Source organism: Lacticaseibacillus suilingensis, assembly GCF_016861845.1.
GTDB lineage: Bacteria > Bacillota > Bacilli > Lactobacillales > Lactobacillaceae > Lacticaseibacillus > Lacticaseibacillus suilingensis.
The window spans coordinates 71,570-82,938 of the sequence record NZ_BOLV01000011.1; the positions used below are offsets into that span (position 1 = coordinate 71,570).

The 11,369-nt window shown below is 53.8% G+C and carries 14 protein-coding genes; 8 read left to right on the forward strand and 6 right to left on the reverse strand.

Annotated elements, in window-relative coordinates:
• Positions 1 to 55: 55 nt before the first annotated feature.
• From racE to JUF11_RS08000, 3 genes are read left to right on the forward strand one after another with little or no spacing between them, the layout of a single operon-like run.
• Entirely contained in the window at positions 56 to 1,522 is a 1,467-nt protein-coding gene (racE, locus tag JUF11_RS07990) for a glutamate racemase (RefSeq protein ID WP_204119133.1), read from the forward strand.
• Positions 1,500 to 2,018 (forward strand): YfcE family phosphodiesterase, encoded by a 519-nt coding sequence (locus tag JUF11_RS07995; protein ID WP_204119134.1) that lies wholly within the window; start codon positions 1,500 to 1,502, stop codon positions 2,016 to 2,018. The genes racE and JUF11_RS07995 overlap by 23 nt, the downstream gene beginning before the upstream one ends.
• Positions 2,019 to 2,046: 28 nt before the next feature.
• Positions 2,047 to 2,409, forward strand: coding sequence for a PASTA domain-containing protein (locus JUF11_RS08000; RefSeq protein WP_204119135.1), 363 nt, complete (start codon positions 2,047 to 2,049; stop codon positions 2,407 to 2,409).
• Positions 2,410 to 2,497: 88 nt separating this feature from the next.
• On the opposite strand, the gene JUF11_RS08005 is transcribed toward JUF11_RS08000, so the two are convergent.
• Positions 2,498 to 3,229, reverse strand: coding sequence for an MIP/aquaporin family protein (locus JUF11_RS08005; protein WP_204119136.1), 732 nt, complete (start codon positions 3,227 to 3,229; stop codon positions 2,498 to 2,500).
• Positions 3,230 to 3,581: 352 nt separating this feature from the next.
• On the opposite strand from JUF11_RS08005, the gene cbpB reads away from it, so the two are divergent.
• Complete coding sequence (gene cbpB, locus JUF11_RS08010) at positions 3,582 to 4,064, forward strand: cyclic-di-AMP-binding protein CbpB (RefSeq protein WP_204119137.1); 483 nt, start codon at positions 3,582 to 3,584, stop codon at positions 4,062 to 4,064.
• A 55-nt stretch (positions 4,065 to 4,119) separates the two neighbouring features.
• Here the strand turns inward: cbpB and JUF11_RS08015 are convergent, their stop codons facing one another.
• Genes JUF11_RS08015 through JUF11_RS08025 form a run of 3 tightly spaced genes read right to left on the reverse strand, consistent with a single transcriptional unit; the run spans position 4,120 to position 6,456 of the window.
• Positions 4,120 to 4,614 (reverse strand): GNAT family N-acetyltransferase, encoded by a 495-nt coding sequence (locus JUF11_RS08015; protein ID WP_204119138.1) that lies wholly within the window; start codon positions 4,612 to 4,614, stop codon positions 4,120 to 4,122.
• 30 nt (positions 4,615 to 4,644) lie between these two features.
• Positions 4,645 to 5,550 carry a DUF368 domain-containing protein gene (locus JUF11_RS08020; RefSeq protein WP_204119139.1) on the reverse strand — a complete coding sequence of 302 codons (906 nt, stop codon included), beginning with the start codon at positions 5,548 to 5,550 and terminating at the stop codon, positions 4,645 to 4,647.
• A gap of 24 nt (positions 5,551 to 5,574) precedes the next feature.
• Positions 5,575 to 6,456 carry a mechanosensitive ion channel family protein gene (locus JUF11_RS08025; RefSeq protein ID WP_204119160.1) on the reverse strand — a complete coding sequence of 294 codons (882 nt, stop codon included), beginning with the start codon at positions 6,454 to 6,456 and terminating at the stop codon, positions 5,575 to 5,577.
• Between the two features lie 108 nt (positions 6,457 to 6,564).
• On the opposite strand from JUF11_RS08025, the gene JUF11_RS08030 reads away from it, so the two are divergent.
• The 3 genes from JUF11_RS08030 to JUF11_RS08040 all read left to right on the forward strand — a co-directional run bounded on the left by JUF11_RS08030 (position 6,565) and on the right by JUF11_RS08040 (position 8,391).
• On the forward strand, positions 6,565 to 7,308 hold the full coding sequence (locus tag JUF11_RS08030; RefSeq protein WP_204119140.1) for a GNAT family N-acetyltransferase: 744 nt from the start codon (positions 6,565 to 6,567) through the stop codon (positions 7,306 to 7,308).
• Between the two features lie 93 nt (positions 7,309 to 7,401).
• Positions 7,402 to 7,833: a DUF948 domain-containing protein gene (locus JUF11_RS08035; protein ID WP_204119141.1), complete on the forward strand. Its 432-nt coding sequence runs from the start codon at positions 7,402 to 7,404 to the stop codon at positions 7,831 to 7,833.
• Between the two features lie 12 nt (positions 7,834 to 7,845).
• On the forward strand, positions 7,846 to 8,391 hold the full coding sequence (locus tag JUF11_RS08040; protein ID WP_204119142.1) for a YtxH domain-containing protein: 546 nt from the start codon (positions 7,846 to 7,848) through the stop codon (positions 8,389 to 8,391).
• Positions 8,392 to 8,486: 95 nt separating this feature from the next.
• Here the strand turns inward: JUF11_RS08040 and JUF11_RS08045 are convergent, their stop codons facing one another.
• On the reverse strand, positions 8,487 to 8,630 hold the full coding sequence (locus JUF11_RS08045; RefSeq protein WP_164507836.1) for a hypothetical protein: 144 nt from the start codon (positions 8,628 to 8,630) through the stop codon (positions 8,487 to 8,489).
• 397 nt (positions 8,631 to 9,027) lie between these two features.
• Positions 9,028 to 10,131 (reverse strand): M24 family metallopeptidase, encoded by a 1,104-nt coding sequence (locus tag JUF11_RS08050; RefSeq protein ID WP_204119143.1) that lies wholly within the window; start codon positions 10,129 to 10,131, stop codon positions 9,028 to 9,030.
• Between the two features lie 212 nt (positions 10,132 to 10,343).
• Here JUF11_RS08050 and ccpA point away from each other — a divergent pair, with 212 nt between their 5' ends.
• On the forward strand, positions 10,344 to 11,345 hold the full coding sequence (gene ccpA, locus JUF11_RS08055; RefSeq protein ID WP_125579721.1) for a catabolite control protein A: 1,002 nt from the start codon (positions 10,344 to 10,346) through the stop codon (positions 11,343 to 11,345).
• Positions 11,346 to 11,369: the final 24 nt, after the last annotated feature.

Below are 11,369 nucleotides of genomic sequence, written 5' to 3' on the forward strand. Positions count from 1 at the left end.
CGCGTAGCGTCCACAATGGAGGTTCAAAGTCATTTAACGAAAGGCAGATTGGGTTATGAATACACAACCGATTGGCTTCATTGATTCAGGCGTCGGGGGCCTGACCGTCGTCAAAGAAGCACTGCGGCAGCTGCCGAATGAAAATGTCGTCTTCCTGGGGGACCAAGCGCGCTTGCCTTATGGGCCGCGCCCAGCGGCGCAGGTGCGGGCATTCACCTGGCAGATGGTAAACTTTTTGCTTCAGCAGCAAATTAAAATGCTGGTGATTGCCTGCAATACGGCCACCGCGGCAGCATTGCCTGACATTCGCCAGAAGCTGAACATTCCGGTGGTCGGGGTAATTGTGCCAGGCTCGCGGGCGGCGATTAAAGCCACCAGCACCAACCATATTGGCGTGATTGGTACGGAAGGGACGGTGAAGAGTAACGCTTATGCTGACACCATTCATGGCAAAGCCGCTCACATCAAGGTAACCAGTTTGGCGGCGCCGAAGTTTGTCCCGCTGGTTGAAAGCAACGAAATGACCTCCCCAGTGGCTAAACGCGTGGTGGCTGAAACCTTGCAGCCGCTGCTTCACCAAGGCATTGATACCCTGGTGATGGGCTGCACGCATTACCCGTTGCTGCGGCCGTTGACTCAAAATGTGATGGGTGATGACGTCACCTTAATTGACTCTGGTGCCGAAACCGTCAGCGAAGTATCGATGTTACTGGATTACTTCGACATTGCGGCCGGGCCCAAGACGCAGGCCACCCGCGTCTTTTATACCACCGGTAATGCCAAGATGTTTGATGTCATTGCCGGCAACTGGCTGGGGCTAAAGGTCAATGCTCAGCATGTGACCATCGACGCCGAGGCCACGGATCATTTACCGGCGGCTGCCCCGCAAACCGTGGTGATTGCCTCGAAAAACGCCGGCAAAGTCAAGGAACTGGCAGCGATGTTTGAAGCAGATGGCCTCAGCGTCAAAAGTCTGGCGGATTTCCCCGACTTGCCGACAGTGCCGGAAACTGGCGAGACCTTTGAGGAAAATGCGCGGCTGAAGGCAGACGGCTATGCTAGCGCTTTGGAGCTACCAGTGGTGGCTGATGACTCGGGCCTGATGGTGGATGCCTTAGACGGTGCGCCAGGGGTATTTTCCGCCCGGTACGCTGGCCGCGGTCATAATGATGCTGCCAATAATGCCAAGCTGATTGCCAACCTAGCAGAAGTGGCGCCAGAGCAGCGTACTGCCACTTTCCATACGACCTTGGTGTTTGCCAAACCGAATGATCCGGACCATGACCTTGTTGTGAATGGCGAGGTGAAAGGCCAAATCACTGGCGTACCAGAAGGGGACAACGGTTTCGGCTATGATCCTTACTTCTTCCTGCCGGCGCTAGGCAAAACCATGGCCCAGCTGACGAGCAGCGAGAAAAATCAGGTCAGCCACCGCGGCAACGCCATGCGCGCCTTGGAAAAGCAATGGCAGCAGTGGTTCACAGGCAAGGAGGACGCACATGAAACTCGTCGCAGTGAGTGATACCCATGGGGATCATCAAATTCTTGAGACCATTTTGACCCAGCAGCCAGATGCTGATGCTTATTTTTACGCTGGCGATTCCGAGTTTGCCGCTGATGATCCGATTTTTGACCATTATGTGGCGGTGCGCGGCAACATGGACTTTGATTCCGCCTTTCCGCTGACTGTCAGCCAAACTGTGGCTGGGGTGCCGGTGTTCATGACCCATGGCCATCGCTTTGGGGTGAACTTCAGTTTAACGCAACTGTTAGACGCTGCAGCTAAGGCCAAGGCTCGCATTGTCATTTTTGGCCACACCCATCAGTTAGGGGTGGAGCAGCACGATGGCATGGTGGTGCTGAACCCTGGGAGCATCTCCCAGCCGCGCGGCCAGTTTGCGAGGCTGGGTGGCACTTATGCGGTGATTGAAGCGACTGATGAGGCGATCACGGTCACCTACTATCTGCGCAACGGCCAGCCGGCGCCGGATTTGCAGCGGCGCTTTGCGTTGAAATGATGGCATCAGTCGAGGGGAGGCGAAGGGGATGCCGCTCGTCCCAGATTTGCGCGCTTGGCCGCTGGCTAAGGCACAGTTGCAGCTCAAAACGTTGGGCCTAGTTGGTCGCTCGGTCAAAGTCGCAGCCGCCGTTCGGTATGCGAACTGCCAACCGCAAACCGTCCTGAGCATGACGCCACCGCCTGGCCAGCAAGTGACGGCGGCAACAGTCGTCAACCTGTTTTACCTTGATGCCAAGACTCTGGCGACCAGCCAGCGGCAAGCGGAAGTACTGGCCAAAAAGCCGACGGTAACACCAGCCCACCCAGATTTGGCATCAAAGTTGCCTGCGCAGCGGCACCGGCCCCGGCTGGCGGAACCAGTGAAGCCACGCGAACTGTTCAAATCATAAAGCAAGAAGCTGCCGAAGTCGTCAGCTTCTTTTTGATTAGCCCCATGAAAAAAGCCCTGATGCTTCGCGCATCAGGGCCGTTTGGCCTTTATAGAAAGACTGCTTTATATAAGACGATTGCTGTGATGGCGGCCAAAATCGGTGCCGCCACCGGCACCCAAGCATAGTCCCAATCGGAGCTGCCTTTGTGCCGCAGCGGCAACAGCTGATGCAGCAGCCGTGGCCCGAGGTCACGGGCCGGGTTCAAGGCCGGGCCGGTGGGGCCACCAAAGCTGGCAACCAAGGTCGCAACCAGGAACCCCAGCGCCATGTGCGCAGTGCCCAGGTTATTCTGAAAGAATGGGGCTTTGGTAATGCCCAGCGCACCGAAGAAAAGAATAAAGGAACCAATGAATTCGTTGATAAAGCCATTCAGTTTGCTGCTGGTGGCATTGATCGTGGAGAACGTGCCTAAGACGTGGCGCGTGTCGGTGGTCAAGTCGTAATGCGGCTTGTAGGCGGCCACCACCCACAGCTGACCAAACATGGCCCCAGCAAATTGAGCAATAATGTAAGGTAGCACTTCGCTCCATGGAAATAACCCTGCAGCCGCCAAGCCAATCGTAAACGCGGGGTTGATATGGTTCCCCGAAATCCCGCCAATCATCATGGCTGGGATCATGACCCCAGCCCCGTAACCGACTGCAATCAGCATCCAGTCGGAACCATTACCTTTTGTCCCTTTGAGATCGACGTTGGCGACTGAACCGTTGCCTAACGCGACCATGATCGCGGTCCCCATGAACTCAGCAAAGAGTCGGGTCCAAAGATCGTATGTCATTATTGCGCCTCCATCTGCCCTTATTTTCTGAAATTGGACAGTCATATGCTTACCAGTGTAGCAAGGGTTAAGGGCATAGTAAACAACCTTTGTGAAAGAAGCAAGCAATTAGCCTTCAGAAATAACAGGCCTGCCGAAAAGCCTTGAAGCCGATTTCACATGCCGTGGGAGGCGCATGAAAGTACGCCGCCGTGCTGCCGCAACCGGTTACAAATAACGATACTGACCTAGTGATTTTGCCGGTTGAGGCGTGGGCCTAGTTTGTTAAATCCTGTCTAAACCTAGGCGATGAAGGTGCTTTCATGGCGGGAATTCGCTACAATAGTCCTGTACGACAAAAGGAGCGATTTTATTGATAAACCAAGTGATCGAGAACATGATGACGGAAAACCGCAGTCACTTCCTTATTCCTGGCGATATGATTGCCAGTGTCAGCGAAGACAACTCGCTGCGGCACGCGTTTTTGGTCCTGACGAAAGTGCGCTACGCTAAAATTCCCGTGCTGGATAACCAGGATCATTTCAAAGGCCTGATTTCACTGCCCCAAATCACTGACAAAATGCTCGGCCTCGATGACATCACCGCTGCCCCGCTGGACCAATATTGCGTGAAAGACGTGATGGAAACCGGCGTGGTCACCATCGATGACCCATATGATATCGAAGAAGTGCTCCATGCGTTGGTCGATAGCGCGTTCCTCCCAGTCGTGCAAAAAGATGGCACCTTCACCGGTATTGTTACCCGGCGCGAAGTGATGAAAGGCATCAATTACATCGGCCACAATATCGATAAAGAATACACATTATCCGAGAAGACCCCGGAATTGAAAAACTAAAGCACGACGCAAAAACACCAGCCAACCGCGAGTTGACTGGTGTTTTGCTGTAAGTTTAGAACCGGCGGCCCATAATCGCTAAGCTGCGGCGCTGGCCATCCATCAACGCCACGTCTGGCAACAGCCCCCACTGGCTAAACTGGTTCTTAGTGAACAAGCCGAGGCTGGGGATGTTATGCGCGAAGATAAAGGCGACGAGGGCATCGAGACCCAGCACCGGCAGTTGGCCGAATACATGATCCAGCGCGGCCTGGCCCAAGCCTTGGTGGTGATGAGCGCCATCGATGTAGATGCTGATTTCTGCCGTATGACCATATGCCGGCCGGCCGTAGAAGTCTTCCAAGCCCACCCAGCCGGCGAGTTCATGATTCTGTTTAATTAGCCACAACGGCCGGCGCTTGGGGTCGAACGCGGCAAACCAAGCGGCTCTGGAAGCGACCGTGACCGGTTCAAGATCAGCAGTGGCTAAGCGGCTCGGGATGATTTGATTGTAAATGGCGACCACCGCCGGTAAATCGGCTTTGGTGGCGAAAGTAAATTCTGGTTGCATGACTGGCCTCTTTTAGTTTGAATACTCGTATTATACGCCAGTTGCCGCATCGCTGGGTTTGTCCAAGAAAATCGTGGCCAACACGCCTAGCACAACGCCGGCCACCACCGTGAGGATGCCGCCGATGCCGGTGCTGGCCGGCCAGTAGGGCTTCAGGCCAGTTTCTACCAAGATCAAGGCGGCGGCCAGCACAATGCCGATGACCGCATAATACACTTGCGCTTCGAAACGCTTGAGTAACATTTCCATCACTTTGGCGATCACCAGTAGCCCGACGATGGCGCCAAGCATGAAGGGACCGAGCAAGGCCACGGTCATCAGCTGCTCCTGAAAGGCGGCCCAGTTGCCGGCCAACAAGGCGCGCAAGGCCGGCCCGATGGCGCTCACGGCATTATACACGGTGCCATATTGGTCGATCACCATCAACATAATGGAACCGGAGATGCCTGGAATCGCCATCAGCGCGACTGCGAACACGCCGGCAAAGGTCATGGTGCCGGCATCAGCCAATGATTTCAGACGAGTGATGGCAATCAAGTTTTCAGGTTGCTCGCCGCCGAGCTTGGCCAAGCCATAAATCGCGGCGAATCCCAGCACTGGCAGAAGCACATACCAAGCCTTGAACGGCACCTGGGTGATTTTGCGGTAGATAAACGGCCCAATTCCCAGCACCAAGCCGATAAAGAAGCTGTAACTGGGCAGCGGCCAGCTCGCCGTGATCAGCAAAATAGCCTTGGTGGAAAGCAAAATTCCCAGCACTGCCCCGAGCCCCACTGGAACCAGTAAGCGCAGGTGGGTGCGCGGCGCTTCGCGAAAATGGTTCACGGCAGCGAGCAGGCGGTCATACAGCCCGACCACCACGGCAAAAATGCTACCAGATAAGCCAGGAATGACAAGGGCGATTCCGATGAGGGCACCTTTGATCAGATTTAGCAAAGTCAGTCTCCTTATTGGGCGCGATTAGGATTGGCGTAGATTAAGGGGTGGTGTCGGCAAATCGATGCCAGCATCATGCAAGGCTTTGACATAAGCAGCGAGAAAACGACGCTGCACGTTGAGCTGTTCACCATTAGCCGTGAGGAACTTGACTTGGTAGCTAAAGGTGCCATCACCGTTATCGGTCAGCCCCAAGACGTCGGGGCCTTGGCGAATAGCTTTGATTTGCGGCACGAGGTCCGTGTTGACTTGATCGATCACCGTGCGCACATGCTTGAGATCCGCTTCCGGGCGCATCGGCAATTTAACCAAAGCCAGCATGTTGCTGCGAGAAAGATTTGAAACAATGGTAATATTGCGATTAGGAATGTAGTTCACGGTGCCATCATAGCTGCGCACAATCGTTGTCCGCAGCCCCACTGAGGTGACAACGCCGGTAATGGTTCCTAGGGTGACAGCATCGCCGACATCGATTTGGCCTTCTAATAGAATGAAGAAGCCCGTGACGACATCAGCGACAAAGCCTTGGGCGCCGAGGCCTAAGGCAATACCGACCACCCCAGCACCAGCCAGCAAGGTCCCCACCGGTACGCCAAGCACAGTCAACACTGCATAAAGGTAGAAGAAAAAGACCGTGTAGCCCAGCACATTTTTGCTGAGGGCGTGCATGGTGGTAGCGCGGGTGCTGGAGACGCCAGTGCGCGCTTGGTAGGCGTTGAAGCCGTGATTGATCAGGCGTTTACCGATGGCGTTAATCACCAGAAACAGCACCGTGAACAAAACGATTTCAACCACGGTACTGACGATGGCATCGATAATTTTGCTCCAATCGATGGCATCAAAGTAGCGCCGCCAGGCATTGGGTTGCTCAGTTAAAGTGGTCAGTAGGATGTATGGGTTCAATATAATCGCTCCTTAGTCTGTTATCAGTGTAACAAAATCCACCAACCCGGCCTAGCGCTGGTCTTGAATTTATAAAAAGTCTATATGATTGCCAAGAAAGTAGGTTTCAACATGCCCAATCGTCTCACGCCCCAACAAGCCGCACCGCTATTTGCTGGGTGGCCAGAAACGCCCATCTATTCATGCTTAAGTGGCACCATGGGCCAGCTCATCGGTACGGAGAGGGCTGCAGCAGCGGTCATCGGTGACTTTGTCTTCTTAGCGGGCCAGCCTGATGCCACCTTGCTTAACTCGATTGCGGCTCCGCAACCGCTGATTGTGGTGCCTCGCACTGACGCCTGGACACCGGTGATTGAGGGCACTTATGGCACTTGCGCTAAGCGCTTTGAGCGTTATGCCACGGTGAAAATAACCGCCGGCTTTGATCCGCACCGCTTGCAGCAGCTCGCCAATCCGCCCGCCGGCACGCAGTTGGTGGCGCTGGACCAGCACTGGTTTGGCGTGTGTCAGACGCTGGCCTGGGCGGAAGATTTTACGCGGCAGTTTCGCAGCTTTGATCAATTTGACCGGCTGGCTTGCGGCGTGTTGGCGCTGCATGAAGGTGAGCTAGTGGCTGGCGCCAGTGCTTACAGTGCTTATCCTGGCGGCATCGAAATCGAAGTCGATACGCGTGAAGACTACCGGCGTCGCGGACTGGCCACTGCTTGCAGTGCGCAGCTGATTTTAACCTGTCTCACGCGGGGCATTTATCCGAGCTGGGACGCGCACACCAAAACGTCGCTGGCGCTGGCGCAAAAGTTAGGCTATCAGCTGGCCTATGCCTATCCGGCGTACATGGTCGCACCAGGCAGTTAACGTCGTGAAAAATTTGCCGCGGCCTGGTAATGATGATATTCTTGTTGTATACATATGCATCCCTTTTCGTGGGGTGTTAAAGGAGGGTGTTGCATGTCAGGAGCAGAAGTTGCTGGGGTGATTGCGGCAGTGGCGTTTTTGATCATTGCCTTAGCCGTAGCGATCATTGCCATTCGTTTATCATCTGTCACCAAGGAAATTAAAAACACAGTCGCCGAGGTTAACCAGACGCTGGATACAGTCAACGGCGAAATCAAACCGCTGACCAACGAGATTGAAGCGTTGCTGACCAAATCCAACACGTTGCTCAACGACGTGAACGGTAAGGTAGCCGCCATTGATCCTGTGTTTACCGCCATCGGTGAGCTCGGAGAAAGTGTTTCTGACCTGAACACCTCAACGCGTAACCTCGCGGCTAAAGTATCGACTGGCGCGAAGAATTCCGCCAAGGTCACCGTTGCCGCCAAGGTGGGTCAACGAGCCGCCGCTATGTTTTCCAAGAAAAATGAGCAAACCACAAAATAGGAGGTTTTCATTATGGCAAAAAAGAGTCATTTCTTGTTAGGTTTCGTTCTGGGTGCTGCTAGTTCGTTGGCGGCAACGTATCTGCTGACGCCGCAAACCAGCGATGAGCTGAAGGAAAAATTCAGCAAGACCAAAGATGATTTGTCTGACCGGGCGGCTGATTACTATGACTACGCCCGCGATGCCACTGCTGAATGGCGCGAATCCGCCCAAAGCATGGTTGAGGATCTCAAACAGCGCGCGGCCAATGCGAAGCACGATGCAGGCGATGTGGCCAGTTATGATGATGCCACTCAGGCCCTTAAAGACGAACTGACCGACGCGCCAGAAGTGCCAGCCAGCGATGATTTCGATGATATCGTCTTGGATGGCAAGAGTGCCTTTGCTCAAGCCAAAGACGATGCCGAAACTGCCGCCGATGATTTGGGCGAAGTGGCCACTGAAGCCACTGCCGACCATGATGAAGCAGAAGCCTTCGATGATGCCGCCACCAACGACATCGATCCTAGCGTGCCAGACGAAGCGGCACGGGCAGATCAGGATAACCCAGAAGCATAAAGCTTAAGCGCGATGAGCGGTGCTCAACGCGCTTTTTGTTTGCATAAAAATAGCGTTGGGCCGCGGCCCAACGCTGGTTTTATCTAATGGTAAAGTTACTTGTTGTTCTGCTTAGCTTCTTTACGCACCCGCGCATGTTCGGCAACTTGCTCGATGTGCTGGTGCATCAACTTTAACATCAGATCATTTGGTAAACCCATTTGAGGGGTCATCGCACGTTCGATATCAGACACAGGCATAATTCTTTTCCTCTTTTCTCTTCTTATTTTTCATCTTAATCATATGGGCTAGCCCTTAGATGTGCAAATAATAAATACATGAGATATTTCGTGTACATTAATCGTGAACATATGTAGACTGCCGAGAGTATGAACGTTGATGCCATTGGGTTTCCATTTTTGCTTTAACGCGCCGGTTTTGGCTTAAAATCACGCTTGCTTAGACTCACAGAAATGCCTAATCGTTCATTTTTGAGCAAGCCAAGTCCGTCAAACCAGGCCCTGTCTCGGTTTTGATACATTCAGATGAATAAATAATAAATAACGTATGCATACGGTGAACGGTAAAAGCCTAAACCTAGGCGTTTTTAACTTTGCGAGCATACAAAAAGCGCTGATCGCAACCAGCGCTTTGAAGTTAATTAATGACCGTGTAGTCTTTTGAGGTGTGAGTGAAGGGTTCGCAGCCGGTGGCAGTGACGTGGACGCAGTCTTCAATGCGCACGCCTGCCACGCCTGGAATGTAAATGCCTGGTTCAATCGAGAAGCACATGCCCGGCTTCAATTCCATATCATTGCCGGCCATGATGGAAGGAAACTCATGAGTGGACATGCCGATGCCGTGGCCCAGGCGGTGATTGAAGTACTCGCCATAGCCCGCCTTTTCGATGATGTCGCGGGCAATTTTGTCCAAATCAGAAGCCCGCAAGCCAGGCCGCACGGCGGCTTGGGCGGTGAGTTGCGCCTCTAAGCAGACTTTGTGGATTTCTTGGGCCTTGGCCGAAACGCCAGCGCCGAAGGCCACTGTGCGGGTGGCGTCGCTCATGTAGCCGTGGTTGTCCGTGCCGAGGTCAAACAGCACCAGTTCGCCGGGCTGCACCGCGGTGGCTTCCGGTCCGCCATGGGGATCAGCGGCGTCAATGCCGGCCTGCACAATGGTGTCAAAGCTCATGTGCATGACGCCTTCCTTCATCATGGCATATTCGATTTCCGCTACGACTGCTTGTTCGGTGATGCCGGTGCATAGAGCCTTGAAACCAGCCGCAAAGGCGCGATCGGCTTGGCGCCCGGCTTCTTCCATTTTGGCAATTTCATCAGGCGTCTTGATCAGCTGCAGCGTTTCAATGAAGCGGCTGGCGTCAGCCGGGAACGTTGCCGTCGGGAACTGCCGCATGATGGCTTCGAACTTGAAAACGGCGAGGTCGTCTTTTTCGATGCCCCATTTGATGGGGTTAGCGACGCGCTTTTTGATTTCAGCGGCAATCAGGGCAAATGGCTGCTCATGATCGAGGTAGCCGGCGACCCCGTATGGCCAGCCGGCCTTCTTCACGGCTTCGATGGATAAGGCCGGGACGAACAAGAAGGGGTCTTGGTCAGGAAAAACAAACAGGCCGGTGATCCGTTCTTCGGGATCACTGAAAAAACCGGTGAAGTAATTGATATTGGTGTAATTGCTGATATAAGCGACATCCAGCGACTGGGCTTGCACCCAGGCCTGGAGCTGCTCGAGATGGACGTTCATAAGCTTTCCTCCTGAAATTCTCCCGCGCTCAGGGGAGTAGTGACTTGCGGAACCAGTATACCACAGCGGGGTGTCACGACTGGCTTTCTGAAAAACGGTAATGAAAATTACAATGAAAAATTCAGTAAAACGCTTGCATTGCTGATGCTAGTCTGCTAAAGTATGTTGGAAATCACGAGAACCAAAACGTTCGCGTAAGGAGCAAACTAACAATGGAAAAACAAACAATTACGATTTATGATGTGGCCCGTGAAGCCAATGTCTCCATGGCCACGGTTTCGCGCGTGGTGAACGGCAATCCGAATGTGAAGCCGGCCACCCGCAAGAAGGTCCTTGAAGTCATCGACAAGCTGGACTACCGACCAAATGCGGTGGCGCGCGGCTTGGCCTCCAAGAAGACGACCACGGTTGGGGTGATCATTCCTGATGTCACCAACATGTTCTTCTCCAGCTTAGCACGGGGGATTGACGATGTGGCCACGATGTACAAGTACAACATCATTTTGGCCAACTCCGATGAGAACAGTCAAAAAGAAGTGCAGGTGCTCAACACCTTGCTGGCCAAGCAAGTTGATGGGTTGATCTACATGGGCAATGACATTTCCGATAGCATTCGCCAAGAGTTCTCTCGGAGCAAGACCCCAATCGTGCTGGCCGGTTCCGTTGACCCTGACGAACAAGTTGGTTCCGTCAACATCGATTACGTGGCTGCCGTAGAAGCCGCCACGACGCAGTTGATCAATTCCGGCTCCAAGCAGGTGGCGTTGGTCACCGGCCAACTGGCTCAGCCGATCAACGGCCAATATCGCCTCAAGGGCTACAAACAGGCCCTGCAAAAGGCCGGCTTGCCTTACGACGAAAGCTTGGTCTTCGAAAGTGAAACCAGCTACCATGCCGGTTTAGCCTTGTTTGCGCAGCTGCAAAAGGCTGGCGCGACGGCGGCCGTGGTTGGCGACGATGAAGTCGCAGTGGGTATTCTCGATGGCGCGCTGGACGCTGGGGTGAAAGTGCCAGATGATTTCGAAATCATCACCTCCAACAACACCAAGCTCACCGAAATGGCTCGGCCGCAGCTGACCTCCATTGATCAGCCGCTGTATGATATCGGTGCCGTGGCCATGCGCCTGTTGACCAAGATGATGAATAAAGAAGATATCGACGCCAAGACCATTCGCCTGGGCTTTGATATCACCACGCGCAAGTCGACGCGTTAAACTTGTCCGACTTAAAATCCCGCA

Excerpts from the sequence above, each read along its gene's own strand:
- racE (WP_204119133.1), top strand. The coding sequence starts at position 56 with ATGAATACACAACCGATTGGCTTCATTGATTCAGGCGTCGGGGGCCTG.
- JUF11_RS07995 (WP_204119134.1), top strand. The coding sequence starts at position 1,500 with ATGAAACTCGTCGCAGTGAGTGATACCCATGGGGATCATCAAATTCTT.
- JUF11_RS08000 (WP_204119135.1), top strand. The coding sequence starts at position 2,047 with ATGCCGCTCGTCCCAGATTTGCGCGCTTGGCCGCTGGCTAAGGCACAG.
- JUF11_RS08005 (WP_204119136.1), bottom strand. The coding sequence starts at position 3,229 with ATGACATACGATCTTTGGACCCGACTCTTTGCTGAGTTCATGGGGACC.
- JUF11_RS08015 (WP_204119138.1), bottom strand. The coding sequence starts at position 4,614 with ATGCAACCAGAATTTACTTTCGCCACCAAAGCCGATTTACCGGCGGTG.
- JUF11_RS08030 (WP_204119140.1), top strand. The coding sequence starts at position 6,565 with ATGCCCAATCGTCTCACGCCCCAACAAGCCGCACCGCTATTTGCTGGG.
- JUF11_RS08035 (WP_204119141.1), top strand. The coding sequence starts at position 7,402 with ATGTCAGGAGCAGAAGTTGCTGGGGTGATTGCGGCAGTGGCGTTTTTG.
- JUF11_RS08040 (WP_204119142.1), top strand. The coding sequence starts at position 7,846 with ATGGCAAAAAAGAGTCATTTCTTGTTAGGTTTCGTTCTGGGTGCTGCT.
- JUF11_RS08045 (WP_164507836.1), bottom strand. The coding sequence starts at position 8,630 with ATGCCTGTGTCTGATATCGAACGTGCGATGACCCCTCAAATGGGTTTA.
- JUF11_RS08050 (WP_204119143.1), bottom strand. The coding sequence starts at position 10,131 with ATGAACGTCCATCTCGAGCAGCTCCAGGCCTGGGTGCAAGCCCAGTCG.
- ccpA (WP_125579721.1), top strand. The coding sequence starts at position 10,344 with ATGGAAAAACAAACAATTACGATTTATGATGTGGCCCGTGAAGCCAAT.